The organism is Streptomyces sp. NPDC048106 (assembly GCF_040706415.1).
Lineage (GTDB): Bacteria > Actinomycetota > Actinomycetes > Streptomycetales > Streptomycetaceae > Streptomyces.
In genome coordinates this window covers 16,272-34,160 of the sequence record NZ_JBEZND010000044.1, presented here as the reverse complement: position 1 = coordinate 34,160, position 17,889 = coordinate 16,272, and the positions used below count along the sequence as shown (strand labels likewise).

15 protein-coding genes and 2 pseudogenes are annotated in these 17,889 nt (G+C 72.4%); 10 read left to right on the top strand and 7 right to left on the bottom strand.

The annotated features are described in order from the left end of the window. Nucleotides 1-308 precede the first annotated feature (308 nt). Nucleotides 309-3,134: an ExeM/NucH family extracellular endonuclease gene (locus AB0927_RS33045; RefSeq protein WP_366671475.1), complete on the top strand. Its 2,826-nt coding sequence runs from the start codon at nt 309-311 to the stop codon at nt 3,132-3,134. A gap of 225 nt (nt 3,135-3,359) precedes the next feature. Here the strand turns inward: AB0927_RS33045 and AB0927_RS33040 are convergent, their stop codons facing one another. Beyond that, entirely contained in the window at nt 3,360-3,563 is a 204-nt protein-coding gene (locus AB0927_RS33040) for a cold-shock protein (protein ID WP_366671474.1), read from the bottom strand. 199 nt (nt 3,564-3,762) lie between these two features. On the opposite strand from AB0927_RS33040, the gene AB0927_RS33035 reads away from it, so the two are divergent. Further along, the gene (locus tag AB0927_RS33035; RefSeq protein WP_366671473.1) at nt 3,763-4,989 is read left to right on the top strand and encodes a PP2C family protein-serine/threonine phosphatase; all 1,227 of its coding nucleotides are present in this window, start codon (nt 3,763-3,765) and stop codon (nt 4,987-4,989) included. A gap of 97 nt (nt 4,990-5,086) precedes the next feature. Further along, a complete protein-coding gene (locus AB0927_RS33030) occupies nt 5,087-5,653 on the top strand; it encodes a GNAT family protein (protein ID WP_366671472.1) in 567 nt (188 codons plus the stop codon). A gap of 61 nt (nt 5,654-5,714) precedes the next feature. On the opposite strand, the gene AB0927_RS33025 is transcribed toward AB0927_RS33030, so the two are convergent. Further along, entirely contained in the window at nt 5,715-6,602 is an 888-nt protein-coding gene (locus AB0927_RS33025) for an NAD-dependent protein deacetylase (RefSeq protein WP_366671471.1), read from the bottom strand. Nucleotides 6,603-6,874: 272 nt separating this feature from the next. Between AB0927_RS33025 and AB0927_RS33020 the strand changes: the two genes are divergently transcribed. From AB0927_RS33020 to AB0927_RS32990, 7 genes and pseudogenes are all read left to right on the top strand, one after another. Continuing rightward, nucleotides 6,875-8,152, top strand: a complete 1,278-nt coding sequence (locus AB0927_RS33020; RefSeq protein WP_366671470.1) for a hypothetical protein — start codon at nt 6,875-6,877, stop codon at nt 8,150-8,152. Between the two features lie 142 nt (nt 8,153-8,294). After that, nucleotides 8,295-8,612 (top strand): gas vesicle protein, encoded by a 318-nt coding sequence (locus AB0927_RS33015; protein ID WP_366671469.1) that lies wholly within the window; start codon nt 8,295-8,297, stop codon nt 8,610-8,612. 34 nt (nt 8,613-8,646) lie between these two features. Further along, nucleotides 8,647-9,090, top strand: a pseudogene (gvpJ, locus tag AB0927_RS33010) (gas vesicle protein GvpJ); the annotation flags it as partial. A gap of 64 nt (nt 9,091-9,154) precedes the next feature. After that, nucleotides 9,155-9,674: pseudogene (locus AB0927_RS33005) on the top strand (GvpL/GvpF family gas vesicle protein). Further along, complete coding sequence (locus AB0927_RS33000; RefSeq protein ID WP_366671527.1) at nt 9,671-9,919, top strand: gas vesicle protein; 249 nt, start codon at nt 9,671-9,673, stop codon at nt 9,917-9,919. Before AB0927_RS33005 ends, AB0927_RS33000 begins: the two are co-directional and overlap by 4 nt. After that, nucleotides 9,916-10,209, top strand: a complete 294-nt coding sequence (locus AB0927_RS32995) for a gas vesicle protein K (protein WP_366671525.1) — start codon at nt 9,916-9,918, stop codon at nt 10,207-10,209. Before AB0927_RS33000 ends, AB0927_RS32995 begins: the two co-directional genes overlap by 4 nt. A gap of 139 nt (nt 10,210-10,348) precedes the next feature. Next, nucleotides 10,349-11,335, top strand: coding sequence for a tetratricopeptide repeat protein (locus tag AB0927_RS32990; RefSeq protein WP_366671468.1), 987 nt, complete (start codon nt 10,349-10,351; stop codon nt 11,333-11,335). A 46-nt stretch (nt 11,336-11,381) separates the two neighbouring features. On the opposite strand, the gene AB0927_RS32985 is transcribed toward AB0927_RS32990, so the two are convergent. From AB0927_RS32985 to AB0927_RS32965, 5 genes are all read right to left on the bottom strand, one after another. Next, nucleotides 11,382-12,002 (bottom strand): XRE family transcriptional regulator, encoded by a 621-nt coding sequence (locus tag AB0927_RS32985; protein WP_366671467.1) that lies wholly within the window; start codon nt 12,000-12,002, stop codon nt 11,382-11,384. A gap of 64 nt (nt 12,003-12,066) precedes the next feature. Further along, entirely contained in the window at nt 12,067-13,983 is a 1,917-nt protein-coding gene (locus tag AB0927_RS32980) for an ABC transporter ATP-binding protein (protein WP_366671466.1), read from the bottom strand. After that, on the bottom strand, nt 13,983-14,855 hold the full coding sequence (locus AB0927_RS32975) for an ABC transporter permease (protein ID WP_366671465.1): 873 nt from the start codon (nt 14,853-14,855) through the stop codon (nt 13,983-13,985). The genes AB0927_RS32980 and AB0927_RS32975 overlap by 1 nt, the downstream gene beginning before the upstream one ends. Beyond that, nucleotides 14,852-15,829 carry an ABC transporter permease gene (locus AB0927_RS32970; protein ID WP_366671464.1) on the bottom strand — a complete coding sequence of 326 codons (978 nt, stop codon included), beginning with the start codon at nt 15,827-15,829 and terminating at the stop codon, nt 14,852-14,854. Before AB0927_RS32970 ends, AB0927_RS32975 begins: the two co-directional genes overlap by 4 nt. Then, complete coding sequence (locus tag AB0927_RS32965) at nt 15,826-17,883, bottom strand: alpha/beta fold hydrolase (protein WP_366671463.1); 2,058 nt, start codon at nt 17,881-17,883, stop codon at nt 15,826-15,828. The genes AB0927_RS32970 and AB0927_RS32965 overlap by 4 nt, the downstream gene beginning before the upstream one ends. Between the last annotated feature and the right edge of the window lie 6 nt (nt 17,884-17,889).

Below are 17,889 nucleotides of genomic sequence, written 5' to 3'. Positions count from 1 at the left end.
AGGACCACCCGAACGCGGTAAGGGAGTGGCGGCGTCGCCCGCACGTCACGACGTACGACGCCTCCGAGCGCGCGGGCCGTCCGCCGGTGGGATGCCCGGCAGCTGAGGCGCCGTCATCGATTTGAGACCGGGATGGCCTGACTTCGCCGTCCAACCATCCTGACTCCTTGCGGAGAAGATGAAAAGATCATGTCATGTTCCATTCACATCCGCGTCAGGAGTCGCTGGTTTCCCTCGCTTTGCATTGCCCGGCCGTGTTCGGGTTCCAGGCCCCGCGTGTGTATGTTCTCTAGCTCAGGAGCAAGTCCATGTCCCACCCCCTCTCAAGGAACCCCCGGTCCCGCCGGATGCTGGTAGGCGCCACCGGCATCGTGCTGGCCGTGACCGGCCTCAGCGGCATCAACTCCGCGCCCGCCCAGGCCAATCCGGCCGGTACGGGGCTGGTGGTCAACGAGGTGTACGGCGGCGGAGGCAACTCCGGCTCCACCTACACCAACGACTACATCGAGCTCTTCAACCCGACCGACGCGGCTGTCGACGCGAGCGGCTGGTCGGTGTCGTACTACAGCGCCAAGGGCAGCCTCGGCGGGACGACGCCCCTGTCCGGCAGCGTGCCGGCCCACGGCTACTACCTGGTCCAGGAGGCGTCGGGCACCGGCGGCACCACGCCGCTGCCCACCCCCGACGCGAGCGGTCAGCTGGCGCTGTCGGCGACCGCCGGCTCGGTGACGCTGACCGACGCGAACGGCACCGCCGTCGACACGGTCGGCTTCGGCACCGGCACGATCGTCGAGGGCGCGGCCGCCCCCGCGCCGAGCAACACCACGGCCGTCACCCGTGCCACCCCCGGGGTCGACACCGACAACAACCAGGCCGACTTCATCACCGGCCCGCCCGCCCCCATCAACTCCGGGGGCAAGACCGGCGGTGGCGGCTCCGGCGGTGACGCCGGCGACGTGACGATCGCCCAGATCCAGGGCACCGACACCGACACCTCGCCGCTGGCGGGCAAGACGGTCAGCACCGAGGGCGTCGTCACGGCCGTGTACGCGACCGGCGGGTTCAACGGCTTCTACATCGAGACGGGCGGCGCCGGCGGCACCCCGGCCGACGACAAGACGCCGGGCGCCTCGGACGCCGTGTTCGTCTACGGGTCGCAGTCGGCCGCCACCGTGACCGTCGGCGAGAGCGTCCAGGTCAGCGGAACGGTCAAGGAGTTCGCCGGCGAGACCGAGATCAGCTTCCCCACCGTGACGAAGCTGTCCACCGCGCTGCCGGCCGTCGTGCCCGACCAGATCGCATGGAGCGACCTGGCGACCGACGCCCAGAAGGAGGCCCACGAGGGCGAACTGGTCGCTCCCCAGGGCGACTTCACGGTGACGGACAACTACGACGCCAACTTCCACGGCCAGGTCGAGCTCGCCGCCGGTGACCGGACGCTGCGCCAGCCGACGGACGCCGGCCCCGCCGGAAGCGACGCTGCGCAGCAGGCCGTCGACTACAACGCCTCCCACGCCATCACCCTCGACGACGGCGCGAGCGTCACCTACAGCCCCACCAGCTCCGCCGCCAACGACCCGCTGCCGTGGCTCACCGCCGACAACCCGGTCAGCGTGGGCGCCAAGGCGACCTTCCACAAGCCCCTGGTCCTGGACTACCGCAACTCGATGTGGAACCTCCAGCCCACCGCTCAGGTCAGCGGGGCCGGCACGGACGTCGTCTCGTTCTCCGACATGCGCACCCAGAACGCCGCACCGGCGGCGGTCGGCGGCCAGGTCCGCCTCGCGACGTTCAACGTCGAGAACTACTTCCCGATGACCGGCGCCCAGTACACCGCGAGCGGCCTGGGCAGCTGCTCGTACTACAACGACCGCCAGGGCAACCACATCGGGGTCGACGACTGCGGTCCCAACGGCCCGCGCGGCGCCGCCGACGACGCCAGCTTCCAGCGGCAGCAGGAGAAGATCGTCACCGGCATCATCGGCCTCGGGGCGAGCGTCGTCTCCCTCGAAGAGGTCGAGAACTCGGTCAAGTTCGGGGAGGACCGCGACAAGGCGCTCGCGGGCCTGGTCGACGCCCTCAACGCCAAGGCGGGCGCGGGCACCTGGGCGTACGCTCCGTCTCCGGCGGCCGTGGACCTGCCGACGACGGCCGACCAGGACGTCATCCGGACCGCGTTCATCTACAAGCCCGCCGACGTCTCCCTGGTGGGCGTCTCACACGTCCTGAGCAACCTCTCCGGCGCCGGCCAGGACTTCTCCATCGCGCGCGAGCCGCTGGCGCAGGGCTTCAAGGCAGCCGGTGCTCCCGACTCCGACGCCTTCCTGGTCGTGGCCAACCACCTGAAGTCGAAGGGCACCGACGCCACCGGGCTCTACCCCGGTGACGCCGAGGACACCCGCCCCGCGTACGACCAGGGCGGCTACAACGAGAGCCGTACGCACCAGGTGCAGGACTCGCTCGCCTTCGCGCAGGCGCAGGCCCAGGCGCTCGGGACGGACAAGATCTTCCTCGTCGGCGACTTCAACGCCTACACCCACGAGGACCCGATGGAGTACCTGTACGGCCAGGGCTACACCGACCTCGGTTCGACGTACGACCCGAACCACTGGTCGTACTCCTACAACGGCCTGGAGGGCTCCCTCGACCACATCGTCGCCAGCCCGGCGGCGCTGAAGATGGTCACCGGCGCGACGGTCTGGCAGATCAACGCCCAGGAGTCGGTCGGCTACGCCTACAGCCGCTACAACTACAGCGCCACGCAACTGTTCAACGCCGACGACCCGTTCGCGGCCTCCGACCACGACCCGGTCGTCGTCGGTCTCGACCAGGGCGTGACGAAGGCCGCTGCCGAGGTCGCCGTCAAGGCCACCCCGAACAAGGTCACGGCGGACAAGACCCGAGCCGTCGTGCACGTGACGGTCGAGGCCACCGGCACCACCCCGACCGGCACCGTCACGGTGACGGTCGACGGCCACACCTACAGCGCCGAGCTCGCCGACGGCACGGCGAACATCAAGCTGCCCGTGTTCCACGACGCGGGCGACCACACGGTGACCGTGAACTACTCCGGAGACACCAAGGTGCTCGCCGGCACGGCCGACGTGACGGTGCGGGTCGGCGAGGCCAAGTAAGCGCACAGGCACCGACGCACGACCTGACGACGGGAGCCTGCCCTTCGAGGGCGGGCTTCCGTTCCCTTGCGAAGGAGCGGACCCGCGACGCCCAGGGCCCGGAATGGTGGGGCGCGGACTGTTGGCGGGGCGGAGGACAGGCCGTGCCGGGGGCGGAGGCCGGGGGCCCTGTGCCGGGGCGGCCGCCGTTTGACGGCCGCCCCGGTGCGTCACGGGTATGGCCGGTCAGCCCCGGACGATGTTCTGGGCCTGGGGCCCCTTCTGGCCCTGTCCGATCTCGAAGGTGACGTGCTCGCCCTCGGTGAGCTCGCGGAATCCGCCGCCCTGGATCTCGGAATAGTGCGCGAAGACGTCAGCCCCTCCGCCGTCCTGGGCGATGAAGCCGTAGCCCTTCTCGGAGTTGAACCATTTCACGGTGCCGCTGGCCATCAATCGATCCTTCGTTCATACCGGGAGCCACCCGCGTCCGGGGCCGCTCCGGCTCCCTTGGCAGTAGGAGCCGACAACGTTCTACCCCACGTACCGCCGCCTATCCGGCTCATGACAGACCAGCCGAGCCGTGAGTCGTGTCGGGGATGCCGGGGAGCGACGGGGAAGGGTAGAAGGAAGAGGAGACAGGGAGGCGGATGTGGCGTGTGAGCGGAGCGGGCTGGCCGAGGTGCTGGCCGCGGCGGAGAACGCCGCGCCGATGGCTTCCGTGGATGTGGTGGCCCGCAGTCTGCGGGACCGGTTCGGCGCGCGGTACGTGTCGTTCCTGTTCGTCGACATCATCGGCCGCAAACTGGTGCGGGTCAGCGAGGAAGCCGCCACGCAGGAGGGCCGCCGCGCCGATCAGGTCGAGCTGCGGGGCAGCGTCTACGACGAGGTCCTGCGCTCCCAGCATCTGGTGTGCGTGCCGTCGGACGGCGAGCAGGCGCAACGGGTGATCACCCCGGTCACCAACCGTGGCGACACCATCGGTCTCCTGGAACTGTCCCTGCCCGACGCCGGGCCCGACGCGCTGGAGCAGGTGAAAGAGGCCGCCCACGCGCTGGCGTACCTCGTCGTCACCGACCGCCGTTTCACCGACCTCTACCAGTGGGGCCAGCGCACCACCGGGCTCAGCCTGGCCACCGAGATCCAGCGCCAGCTGCTGCCCTCGGCTGCCTCCTGTGAGGCCGCCGAGTTCGCCCTCGCCTGCGCCCTGGTCCCCGCCGACAGCATCGCCGGCGACACCTACGACTACGCCCTCGACCACAACACCCTGCACCTGTCTCTCACCGATGCCATGGGCCACGACGTCGACGCCTCCTTGATGGCCACCCTCCTGGTCAACGCCTCGCGAGGCGCCCGTCGCGCCGGAGTCGATCTTGCCGAACAGGCATACCGGACCCACCAGGCCATGCGCGACCATGGGCGCGGCACTTTCGCCACCGGCCAGCTGCTGCGCATCGCGCTCGACGGGACCGGTGCCGAGCTCGTCAACGCAGGTCATCCGTGGCCGCTGCGCCTGCGCGACGGTGTGGTCGACGAAGTTCCCCTGGGCGTCGACCTGCCCTTCGGGGTCCCCACCGCCTCTGGTTCCTACCAGGTCCAGCACCTTGATCTGCGCCCCGGCGACCGCCTCGTGCTCTCCACCGACGGCATGCAGGAACGCCAGGCGCAGACCGTCGACCTGCCCGGCCTGATCCGTGAAACCGCCGACGAGCACCCCCGTGAGGTCGTGCGCGCCCTGACCGCCGCGGTCGCCGACGCCTGCGGCGGGCACCTCTGGGACGACGCCACCGTGATGTGCCTGGACTGGCACGGCCTCCAGCCCGAAGGCCGCAGTGCGAACGCCGGAGCCGACACCGACGCGGCCCCGCGAAGACGGTGACCGGCCGTCCGGCCGCTCGATCGCGTCCTGCCAGATAGCATCTGGCGTTCGATGCGAACGGCCGACAGAGTCTGCGGCCGACGAAGTGGCGGGGGCGATGAGCGATATGTGGACAGGCGAGAAGGTACGTCTGCGAGGCGTCGAGCCAGGGGACTGGGAAGGCTTTCGCGACCTGGCCCGGCACACGGTCGACGTCCGTAACTCGGACCTGGTCGAACCGCCCCGCTCGGATGAGAGCTTTCGTTCCTGGACTGCCGAGCGCGCCGGGCGCCCGCCGGGGGGTGCGGGCTTCCGGCTGGTGATCGAGGCGCTGGCCGACGGCGCGTTCGCGGGAACCTCGACGGTCGGCGAGACCGACAGCCGCGCGGGGCGATTCAGGACAGGCATCGCGATCAGCCGTGATCACCGCCGCAAGGGCTTCGCGGCCGAGGCCACGGAGCTGCTGCTCACCTACATGTTCGCCGAGCAGCGCCACCACAAGTGCGAAGTCGAGGTCTACGCGTTCAACGACGCCTCACTCGCGCTCTACCAGAAGCTGGGCTTCGTCGAGGAAGGACGGCTCCGCCAGCACGAGTTCCTGGCCGGCGACTTCCACGACGTCGTGGTGCTCGGCATCACCGCCGACGAGTACTGGGCCGCCCACCCGCGTCCATCGCTGCGGTGACCTGCGCCTTCCCCGATCGCGGGGAGCGAGACGGGCCCGGGACCACGAGCACGCGGCCGGCTCAGGCGACGCCGAGGCGTCCGGTCAGCTCAGCGAGGGCCTGACCGAGGGGCAGCGCCACGTGCGCGTGCGCGAGGTCGTCGCCCCGGGTCGGACCGAGGTTGATGATGGAGACGGGCTTGCCGTCCTTCGCCGCGCGCCGCACGAACCGCAGTCCCGACAGGACGGCCAAAGACGAGCCGAGGACGAGCAGCGAGTCGGCCGCGTCGATGAGATCGAAGCAGTGCCGGGTACGGGGCCCGGGGACGTTCTCGCCGAAGAACACGACGTCGGGCTTGAGCACGCCGCCGCACCGCTCGCACGGCACGATGCGGAACGTGTGGACGAGGTCGTCGGGCAGTTCGACGTCGCCGTCGGGGTTGATATGGAGTCCGGCGGCGTCCTGCGCGGCGAGGAACTCCCCGTTGGCGGCGAGCAGCCGCCCGTCGAGTTCGTCGCGAGGACCGATCGTCCCGCACCCGAGGCACACGACACGGTCGAGACTGCCGTGCAGGGCGACGGCGTCCGTCGTCCCGGCCGCCTGGTGCAGCCCGTCCACGTTCTGCGTGATCACGGCGTCGACGTACCCGGCGGCGCGCAGCGCCTGCACGGCGTGGTGCCCGGCGTTGGGCCGGGCTTCGGCGATCGCGCGGCGCCCGACGTAGCCGCGGGCCCAGTAACGGCGCCGGTTCTCCTCGTCCGCGACGAAGTCCTGGTAGGTCATGGGGGAGTGCCGGCGGTGCCGCCCGGTCGCACCTCGGTAGTCGGGGATCCCGGACTCGGTGGAGATCCCGGCCCCGGTCAGCACCGCCACCCTGCCGGCGGCCAGTTGCCCGGCGATCTCGTCCATTCCGCCGGCGGGACGTATGCCGGTGTCGGGTACCGGGCCGATGATCGGACGCATGCGCATATCCGCAGCTTAGGGCGCCTCGGGCGCGTCGCGCCTCCGGTGGGGAAACGGGAGTGCCGGAACGGCGGCCGCACAGCGGCTCGGTAGATGGCCGACAGTGGTCGGCCGGCGGCCGGATCATGGTGGATCGCCGGACGCCCGAACGACCCGGCAAGGGACGGTCCCGGAAACGGCTCGATTCGTCCAGTTCCGTGCGCCGACGCTCACCGAGTTCGCCAATGAGGCGAGCCGGGGTTGTGCGGCCCGGTCAACTGCCCCTAGTTTTCCGCCCCATGGCCATGTCACGGAGAACGATCCTCAAGGGACTGACCGCCGGCCCGTTCGTCGCAGCCGCAGGCAGCCTGCTGGCCCCCACCGTGGCCGAGGCGGCCACCATCGACGCGGGTCAGTTCAGCCTCACCAGCCGAGCCTCCAACAGCTACGGCGCGTTCGCCGACCTGACCGCCGGTCTGGCGACCAGGCTGACCAAGGTGGACGCGACGACCGTCATCGCCGACACCAACCGCAGCGCCACCCACCTCACGAGCGCCCCCGGCACCGTCGAGGCCTTCGCGACCGGATTCGCCTGGAACAGCGGTGACCAGGCGGTCGACTACTGGATCCCGCAGGGCGTCACCACGAGCGCCGACGCCTACGGCAACGGGGTCTACCCGGCAGGCGGCACCAGCCGGGTCGTCCTCGTCTCCTGGTACTTCGAGACAGACCCCGACGACGACGGCGTCGACGAATACGCCCTCGACAAGGGCCTGCGGCTGTCGTTCGTCGACTGCACCACCGCCGGCACACCGACGTACCGGCACGTCCTGCTGGTCGAGCCGGTCAGGACAAGCACCGGGGAGTACTCCTTCAACCCCATCCACAAGCACGCCGGCGGCATCATGTGGTACGGCAACCTGCTCTACGTCGTCGACACCTACAAGGGGCTGAGGGTGTTCGACCTGGACACCCTCTTCGAGGTCGCCACCGCCCAGACGGAGGTGTGCGGCCTGCACACCGACGGGTCCTACTACGGCTACGGGTACCAGTACGTCCTGCCCCAGAGTCACGCCTACGACAACGCCGGGAAGTACCTGCGCTACACCACGATCGGGCTCGACCGGGCCAGCACTCCCGACAGCCTGGTGGTGAGCGAGTACTCCCTGTCCGGGACCGTCGACTACACGGACGGCACCTTCAACGGCACGGGGCCCGGCACGACCACGCCCAAGGTGGTCCGCTGGAACCTCGACTACACCAACCGGCAGATCAGCTCTCCCACCGCCTCGGAAGCCGTCACCGTCGCCCAGCAGAAGATCCAGGGAGTGGTGTCGCGCAACAGCACGCACTACCTCGCGACGAGCGCCGGCCCCTCCACGAAGGGCGCGCTGCGCACCTTCACCTCCGGGGCCTCGACCGCCACCACCGTCTGTGACCTGGCCGTCGGCTGCGAGGACCTCAGCTACCACAGCAGTGACGCGTCCGGCTGGGCCTACAGCGAGTCCGTCATCTGGAACCTCAGCGAGTACGCCGGCAAGCGGTACGTCTACGCGGTCCACGCGGACGGCTCGTAGCCGCGCCAGTGACCTCGGCCCGGCCCTGCGGCTGAAACCGTGGAACGGAGCGACATGGCGGTTACGGTCGCCGTGGTCGGGCCAGAGGTCCGGGCCCCGGATGGCCCAGCTGGGCACGCGTCCGCGGCGCCTTGCGATCAGAATGACGGAAACCGGCGAACGAAGCCGTCGCCCGGCGCGTGCCCCCGTGCGTCCGCGCGCGGTCCGCGGCGCCAGGGACGCGGCCGAGTGCGCAGCCGAGGGACTGGCCCAACTCGTGCCCCACCGCCTGGAGGGGGTCTCCGCGGTGTGCCGTGGCGAGGACGACGGCTGGATCGTCGACGTCGACGTCCTGGAACTGGCCCGCATCCCGGACACCACCAGCCTGCTCGCCACCTACCAGATCGAACTCGACGCGGACGGAGAACTGCTCCAGTACCGCCGCATCGCCCGCTACCGGCGTGGTGCCCAGGACCAGTGACCGGCCCGTCGGGCCGGTCACGGAAGGAGCGCGCATGATCACCTACGACGACGGGGTGGTCTGCGTACCCCGCGCCGGAACCCTGTACGACGTCCTCGAACTCATCCTCGACCGAGGCATGGTGATCGACGTCTTCGTGCGCGTCTCGCTGGTGGGCATCGAGATCCTGAAGGTGGATGCCCGGATCGTGGTCGCCAGCGTCGACACCTACCTGCGCTTCGCCGAGGCGTGCAACCGTCTCGACCTGGAGCACGACGCGCGGTCCAAGACCGTGCCCGAACTGTTCGGCGGTTCGGCGGCGCGAACCGTGGCCAAGGCGGGCGCCAAGCGGACCGCCCGCTCCCTGAGTTCGAAGGTCCGCGACATCCTCAGCCCGGAGAGCACCGAGGAGGAAGCCGAGGAACCGGAGGAGGCCGTCGGGCGCCCGCGCGGTCGAAGCCGACGCGAGCCGGAACCAGCGCGCCGCCGCCCGGCCGCGGAGCGCCGCAGCCCCGCAAGCCGCCGCGACGACGAGGAGCCTGTACCGCAGCGATGCCAACGCGGTGCAGGCCGTCGCCGCCCGCGCACCGGCGTTCGCCGAGCTGCTCGACCGGCTCCGCGACCGCACGGAATGGGCCGTCAAGGTGCACGCCGCCCCGCCTGCCGGGGCACCGGACGGCCCGCCGTCCGCCGGCGAAGGCGGTTCGGGCGACGGCGGTTCGGGCGGAGGGCGGTCCTATCTGAGCAGGGCCAGCGCGCGGCGCCGTACCCGCCGGCAGACCCACGAGCAGGCGCTGGCCGAGGCGATGGAGGTGGACTCCGCGTTGCGGCGGCACGCGGTCGCCGCCACCAGACACCGGCCGCAGAGCGAGCATGACCGACAGGACGACGCCGCAACTGCTGAACGCGGCCTACCTGGTGGACGACGCGGAAGGAGAGGACTTCGCCCGGGTCCTGGCCCACGCCGCCGCCGTCGGTCGCCACCCGCACGTGGACATCACCGTGTCCGGGCCCTGGATCCCGTACTCCTTCGCGCGGCTGGACCAGGACCGGGCCGACGCGGCACGGGAGGTGCGGGGATGAGCCTGCCGGGCACCCCGCGGTCCGACCGCACACCCGTGCCCTGGGACGAAGCGGAACCGTACGCGCCGATCGGGGTGCCCCTCGTCGACCTGCTGGACCGGGTGCTGGCCACCGGGGTGGTGATCAGCGGTGACCTGGTCCTGGCCGTCGCCGACGTGCCGCTCGTGCGGATCTCGCTGCACGCCCTGCTGGCGTCGGTCAGCGACCGGGTCCCCGCGCCGTGGCCGGACAGCGGGCCGCTGTGACCGCCCCGCGCTCCCACGCCCTGGACCTCGATCCGGAACGGGTCGCGGGCGACCTGGCCGCACTCGTCCTGACGGTCGTGGAGCTCCTGCGTCAGTTGATGGAGCGCCAGGCGGTACGCAGGTTCGACGAGGGCACCCTGACCACCGAACAGGAGGACCGGCTCGGCACCGCGCTCATGCTGCTCGACCAGCGGATGGACGAACTGTGCGCGCAGCACGGGCTGCGCCGCAGCGACCTCAACCTCGACCTGGGCCCGCTGGGCCACCTCCTCGCCGACCCCCAGCCCTGATGCCACAGGCCCGCCGGGACGATGGGGCGTCCGCGGGTGCGTTTCGAAAGTGGACCAGGCTGGTGTGCCCCGGTGTCAGTGATGGACGATGACCGAGGAACGGGCCCACGACGCAGCCCGGCGCCCCTACTATCTTCGGATGATGTCGAATCGAGCGGTGGTCGCCGGGGCCGGTCTTGCGCGGGTGATGGCGCATTGCGGGGGCAGTCCCAGGGCCGCCGTGCACTATGTGGCCGGCGCTATCGCCTCGGCGCCCGAGGATCCGGAGCCCTACGCGGTGCTCGCCGAGTTGTGGGAGGAGCAGCGGGCGGACCTGGCCGAGCTCTTCCAAGGTGCCGACTCGCTGAGGGCGGTGCTGGCGAAGTCGTACATCAGCTTTCTCGAGAACGACATGGACGCCGCCGTGATGGCTCTCGGAGCGGTCACGGGTGCGCGACCCACCGTCGCGTGGGCCGACGCCCCCTGGTTCGCCGACGCACGGTTCCTGGGGACAGTGACCGCCGACGCGCTGGCCGAGGCCGTCATGCGGACGATGGACCACGGGCATGCCCTGGACACCCCCGGCACGCGGGAGGTGCTCCGGCCCTGGTTCGACGCGATCGAAACCGTCTGTGCCCGCCAGCCGGTGCCCGAGGCGATGGCCAGAATGGCGATCTTCCTGCGGGCCTGCGGCCTCACCGACGCGTCGTTCGACCTCTGCGACCGGGCGGACTCCGTCGAGCGGGTCATGCTGACGGAAGTCGTACGCGCGGGGACATGGCGCAAGCTGGGGGACTTCGGTCAGACCGCGGCGGCGTTCGAACGCGCTCTGGCCCTGGACCCGAACAACTGGTCGTTGTACCTCGACCTGGCCGACCTGCGTGCCGAACAAGGCGACTTCGCCACCGCGGTCCGACTCATCGCTCAGGGGCTGGAGCACGAGCCGAACGAAATCACGCTTCGCGCCGCCGGAGCCGCCTACCGCTCCCGGTCCGCCGGCTCGCCCGACGACCTGCGCGAACTCATCGGACTGATGCCGCACCTACCGAACAGCCCGTACCGGCGCCTGCTCATCGATCACGCCTGTTCCGGTCCCGCCCTGCCCGCCGAACTCGTCGCCGAGGCCCGCCGCCTCCAGAACAACTGACGGAGCCCCGCGCAACTCCTCGACCCCGCGTGCCGAGCGGGTGGGGTCAGGAGCGATACCCCACCACGGTGAGGGTGACGGCGGGTGCGTCGTGCGTGGTGTAGTAGTGGCTGCTCATGCCGGCGAAGCGGGCGCTGTCCCCGGTGGCCAGGTGGTGCTCCTCGCCTTCGACCACCAGGGTGACCGCGCCGGACAGCACGACGACGTACTCCACCGAACCGGCACCGTGCGAGCTGAGCTGGCTCTGCGCGTGAGGGTGGAGACGGGTGCGGTACATCTCCGTACGCCGTGGTTCCGGGTCGGCGAACAGCAGGTTGACGGACGTCTCGTCGGGAGGTTCGGGCAGCCGGGCGGCCCTGACGATCTCGGGACGCAGCAACGGCCGGCGCAGCAGCTCGTCGCAGGTGGTGTCCAGCGCGGCGGCTATCCGGACCAGCACGTCCACCGTGGGGTTGGCCTCGGAGCGCTCGATCTGGGAGAGCAGGGCCTTGCTGACGCCGGTGGCGCCCGACAGCTCGCGCAGGCTCAGGCCCCGTGACAGACGCAGCCGGTTGAGGTTCCCGGCCAGTGAGGCACGGACCGTGTCGGCCGGGGACGCGGGGGACGACGGGGGCAGCGGGGACGCGGTCGGAGGCGGGACGGCGGCAGGGGTCGTCGTCTCGGTCACCGGTCCCTCACTGTTCATCCGTTGTGTCCGTTCGGCGCGGCCGACGGCAGGTCAGCAGCCCACTCTAGCCCGCCACTTCCGGGTCGTGGAGGCGTTCGGGCACCGCGGCGAGGAGCCGTCGCGTCTCGTCGTGGTGTGGGTTGTCCAGGACCTCCGCCGTGGTTCCCTCCTCCACGATGCGTCCGTGGGACAGGACGGCGACCCGGTCGGCGATCTGCCGTACCACGGCCAGGTCGTGGGTGATGAAGAGGACCGCGAAGTTCTGGCTGCGCCTCAACCGCGCCAGCAGTTCGAGGATCTGGGCCTGCACCGAGACGTCCAGGGCGGCCACGGCCTCGTCGCAGATCAGGAGCCTGGGCCGGGCGGCGAGCGCACGCGCCACCGCGACCCGCTGACGTTCGCCCCCGGACAGGGCGGCGGGACGCCGGTCCGCGTAGTGCGCGGGCAGACCCACCTGGTCCAGGAGCGTCCGTACCGCCTGGTCCCGATCGCCTTCCACGGCACGGCCGTTGCGCTGTGCGGCGGCGAGCGCCTCGCGGAGTGTGGCGCCCACGGTGCGCAGCGGGCTCAGTGACGCGTAGGGGTCCTGGAAGACGATCTGGGTGTGGGCCGCCAGCCGGCGCCGGTCCGCCGTGCCCGGCCGGCCGCCCGCACGGAGTTCCACCGGTCCGCTGCGCACCGCTCCGGAGTCGAAGGTCTCCAGACCGATGGCGATGCGGGCGAGGGTCGTCTTGCCGGACCCCGACTGCCCTACGAGGGCGGTGATCTCACCGGCCGGGACCGTCAACGAGACGTCCGACAACGCTTGATGACGGCTGCCCGCGCCGGTGCCGAACCGGCGGCTGACACCTTCGACCACCAGGGCCGCGTCGGACGGCCGCGGCGCGGCGTGCGAGGCGTCGCCCTCCGGGGTGCCGGGTCGCGCGCCGGATTCCTCGGCCTCCGCCACGGCCGCGCCCAGCAGCGTGGTGAGGGCGTCGACCCGCACGCACGCGGTACGCCGACGGCTCGCGCCCGGGGCGCCCGCCGGTGGCGCGGTCAGCGTGATCGGCGTGGTGTGGCACTCGGCCGCCACATGGGCGCAGCGGTCGGCGAACGGGCAGCCCGTACCCCGGCTGCCCGGCGCCGGGACGGAGCCGGGGATCGACGGCAGGGGGTCCTTGCGCCGGTGCACGGACGGCTCCGAGGCGAGCAGCGCCGCCGTGTACGGGTGCTGCGGCGCGGCCTGGACGTCGCCCGCCGGGCCGTGCTCCAGCACGCTGCCCGCGTACAGGACGTAGAGCCGGTCACAGGCGGAGAACGCCACACGCAGGTCGTGGGTGATCAGGATGAGCCCCATGGCCCGTTCGCGACGCAGCCGGCCGAGCAGACCGAGGACGGCGGCCTGGTTGGCCGAGTCGAGGGCGGTGGTCGGCTCGTCCGCGATCAGGAGTTCCGGGTCCCCGGCGAGGGCGGCGGCGGTCGCGGCACGCTGGAGCATGCCGCCGGACAGTTCATGCGGGTAGCGGTCGGCGACGTCCCCCGGCAGCCCGACCTCGGCGAGACGTCGTACGACCTCGGCCCGGCGGGCGGCCCGGGCGGCGCGGCCCCGGCGCGGGTACTCCTCCTCCCGCAGCCCGTCCGCGATCTGGCGTCCGCAGGTGAGCTGCGGGTGCAGCATGGTGAACGGGTCCTGCATCAGCAGGGCCACGCGCCGCCCGCGCAACGCACCCCGGGCGCGCGGGCCGAGCCCGAGGACGTCCTGACCGCCGAGCGATACGGTGCCGCCGGTCACGGTCACACCGTCCGGGAGCAGACCGGTGACGGCTCGTACGGCGAGGGACTTGCCGCTGCCCGACTCGCCGACCACACCGACGCATTCGCCAGGAGCGAGGGTCAACGAGACCCCCTCGACGATGGAGTGCCCCGCGCCCGCCGTGGCGGCGATACGCAGGCCGTCGACGTCGAGCAACGACGCGGCGGCGGGAGTGGGTGTGGACATCACGCGTTGCCTCGCTTGGAGAACACCTCGAGCACCCGGTCCCCTAGATGGTTGAGGACGACCGCGGAGAGGACGATGAGGACCGCCGGCGCGAGGGCCGCGCTGGGGTTGGTGTAGAGCAGGTCCCGGTTCTCGGAGAGCATGCGCCCCCAGTCGGGCGCGCCCGGCGGGACCCCGAGGCCGAGGAAGGACAGCGAGCTCAGGGAGACGATGGACCCCGCGAAGTTCAGCAGTGTGTTCGCGACCACGACCGGCAGCGTGTTGGGCCAGATGTGCCGCAGCATCACGGTGCCACGCGACAGCCCGAGCGTCTCCGCGGCCTCCACGTAGGGCAGGTGCCGCTGCTCCAGGACGGCGGTACGGACCAGCCGGATGTCGGACGGCGACGTCAGCACCATCAGCGCGCACACGGCGAGCGCGTAGCCGCCGCCCCCGATGCCGGCCACCACCAGGGTGACGAGCAGCGCGGGCACGGCGAGCAGCAGATCGGCCCAGCGCCGTACCAGCATGTCGGTCCAGCCGCCCAGATATCCGGCGAGCAGGCCGAGGATGTTGCCGATCAGCATCGAGCCGAGCGCCACCAGCGCCGCGCCGGTCAGGGTGGACCGCGCGCCCGCGACCGTCATCTCGGCGATGTCGCGGCCGAGTGCGTCGGTACCGAGGAGGTGCCCGCCGCCCGGCATCCGAGCCCCGATGCCGATGTTCTGGGCGTCCCAGTCGGGCAGCAGCAGTTGCCCGAAGGCGGCGGCGACCAGGAGCAGGACGGCGACCGCGACACCGGCCGCGGTCAGCGGGCGCCTCCGCGGCCTGCCCCGCCGTGGGGTGGCACCGGTCCCGTCCGTGGCGGCTGCCGTCACCAGGTGTTCCGTCATCGCGCGTTCCCCTTCCCCGCACGGGCGGGCCGCAGCCGCGGGTCGATCAGTGGCTGCGCGAGGTCCGTGACGAGTCCCGCGAGGACGACCAGCGTCGCGATGAGCAGCGCCTCCGCCTGGACGAGCGGGACGTCCCGGTAGGTCACGGACTCGACCAGCAGGGAGCCCAGGCCGGGCAGGGCGAAGACCTGCTCCACCATCACGGTCCCGGCCAGGAGGTAGGCGACGACGAGACCGACACCGGTGAGGACCGGGACCAGGGCGCCGCGCAGCACGTAGTGCACCAGCACGCGGCGCTCCGGCACGCCCCGGGCGCGGGCGAACACCACGTGCTCCTTGGAGAGTTCGCGGATCACCGCCGCCCTGGTGAGCTTGAGCAGGACCGCGGTGACGCTCAGCGCGAGGGCCACCGCCGGCAGGACCAGGTGGGACAGCCGGTCGCCGCCCTGGCCGGCGCCGTAGGCGGGGAACCAGCGCAGCATCAGCGAGAAGACGTAGATGAGCACGAGGCCGCCCGCGAAGGCCGGTGTGGACAGGGCGACCAGGCCCGCCGTCTGCACCGCGCGGTCGGTCGCCCGGTAGCGCCGGAGCGCGGTGAGGACCCCGCCGGGGATCCCGAGCAGCAGCGCGATGGCGAGCCCCAGCCCCACGAGCTGACCGGTGAGGGCCAGCCGGCCGCCGATGGTGGCGGAGACCGGCGCGCCGGTACGGATCGAGGTGCCGAGGTCGAGACGGCGGACACCGTCGAGCCAGTGCAGGTACTGCGCGGCGAAGGGGCTGTCCAGGTGGTAGCGGGCCCGGACGGCGGCCAGTGCCTGCGGGGTGGCGCCGCGCTGGCCGAGCAGCGTACGCGCGGGGTCGCCGGGCGCGATCTGGAGCAGTGCGAACACGGCGACGGACAGGACGAACAGCAGGACCAGGGTGGCGCCGACGCGGGTGAGGACGTAGCGCAGCGGGAGGGCTTCGCGGTTCACCGGGAGGCTCCCTCGGCGGCGGCGGCGGCGGCGGCGGACGGGCGGGGCGGGGCGGCGGACGGGACCGGTGCGGGCGCCGTCGTACCGGCGAGGTGCAGGTCGAGCCACGCCTCCGCGCGGGCCGCCGCGTCCAGCAGATGGCCGGGGTCGGTGAACTCGTGTCCCTCGCCCGGGTAGACGTACAGCTCGACGGCGGCGCGGCCCGCCCGGCGCAGCGCGCGGTACAGCTGGTGCGCCTGGCCGACCGGGGTGACCCGGTCCTCGGCGCCGTGGATGACCAGCGTGGGTGTGCCGGAGCCACCGTGGGCGACGACGGCGGAACGCGGACGCAGACCGCCGATCCCCGGCACGCCGGACGGGTCGGCCGGCGGCGCCGCGATGCGGTACGTCTCGTCGTAGCCGCCGCCGATGTTGCTGCTGTCGCGGAAGCTTTCCCAGTCGGCCGGGGCGGAGACCACGACGGCGGCGCGGAACAGGTCGGTGCGGGCGGCGGCCAGCGCGGCGAGGTAGCCGCCGTAGCTGTGGCCGAGTACGGCGGTGCGGTCGGGGTCGGCCAGCCCGTCGGCGATCAGCCGCCGCACCCCGCTCAGTACGTCGTCGAGGTCGGCGCCGCCCACGTCGCCGACGACGGCGCGGGCGTAGTCGAGTCCGCGTCCGCTGCTCCCACGGGGGTTGGGCAGCAGGACGAGGTAGCCGGCGGCGGCCAGCGCGGGCGCGAGTCCCAGGACGTCGCCGGGCGCGTGACTCGCCGTCCACTGCCAGGAGGGGCCGCCGTGCAGCAGCACGGCGAGCGGCCGGGGCCGGTCGGGGTCGGTGCCGCCGGGGGCGTCGAGCAGCAGACCCTGCACGGTGGTGCCGTCCGGGGCCGGCCAGTCGGTGGCGGTGGTCCGGATGCCCGAAAGGGCGGGTATCCCGCCGGAGTTGAGCGTGGTCACCGGTTGCCACCGCCAGGCGTCGGGCCCCTGGGTCGGGGCGACGACGGCTTCGGCCGGGCGGCCGGGGGCGTCCAGGACGGTGGCGGCGATCCGGTGGTCCGCGCTGAGCGAGAGCGCGGGCCGGAAGCCGGGCCCGGTCAGGCCGGCCTGGGCGGTCCACCCGGCCTGCGGGGTCGTGGTGCCGGTGTGTCCGGCCCGGACCCCGGTGCCGTGCCACCCCGCGTGCCACAGGGTGGTGCCGTCGATGCCGAACTCCAGCCAGGTGACGTCCTCCAGGCCGTCCGGGCGGGTGATCTCCCCGGTGGTGAGGTCGACGACCAGGGGGCGGCCCGCGACGATCGAGATGCCCTCGGACACCGCCGCGCGGCTGCCGTCGGCGCTGAGCGCGGGAGCGGCGAGCTGGCCCTGCGGCCGGTAAAGGGTGCGCGCGGTGCGGGAGTCGAGGTCGAGGGCGGCGAAGTGCGCCGTGTAGTAGCCGCTCGGGAGGGTCTCGGTGGAGACGGTGGCCACCGCGGTGTCGCCGCCGCGCCAGGCGACGTTCCACACCGTGAGCCCGTCCGGTCCGGCCTCGCGGAGTCTTCCGGTGGCCAGGTCGACCCGGTGCAGCCGGCGCCGTCCGAGGCCGGGAGCGAACCGCTCGGGGTCGGGGGCGGCGCCGAGCCGCACCGGGAGCCCGAGGTTCATGCCGTCGCGTTCGGCACCGTCCTCCGCCGTGAGCAGCAGGGCCTCGGTGCCGTCGTCGGACACCAGCAGGTCCTCGACGTCACCGGGCGCGCGGACCAGGAGGCGTGACTCGCCGTCGGCGGTGTCGAGCACCGCCAGGTGCGGGTGGCGCCCGTCGGCGGGCAGGGCGATGTGCAGCAGGGTGCGGGAGTCGGGCAGCCAGCGGGGGGTGTGCCGTGCGGTGCCGTCGTCCGGCGTCGAGGCCCGCGACGCGCGCGGTGCCTCGTTCCGGGCCTGCGGGGAGGGCCCGTCGGCGGGGGTCACGAGGATGCCGGTGCCCTCCGGCCCCGCCGCGGTGACGGCGATGAGGTGGCCGTCCGGGCTGATGCGGGCCTCGGCCGGGTGGACGAGCCGGAGCATCTCCTCGCCCACCTGCCGCACGGCCCGTGCCGCCATGCGTTC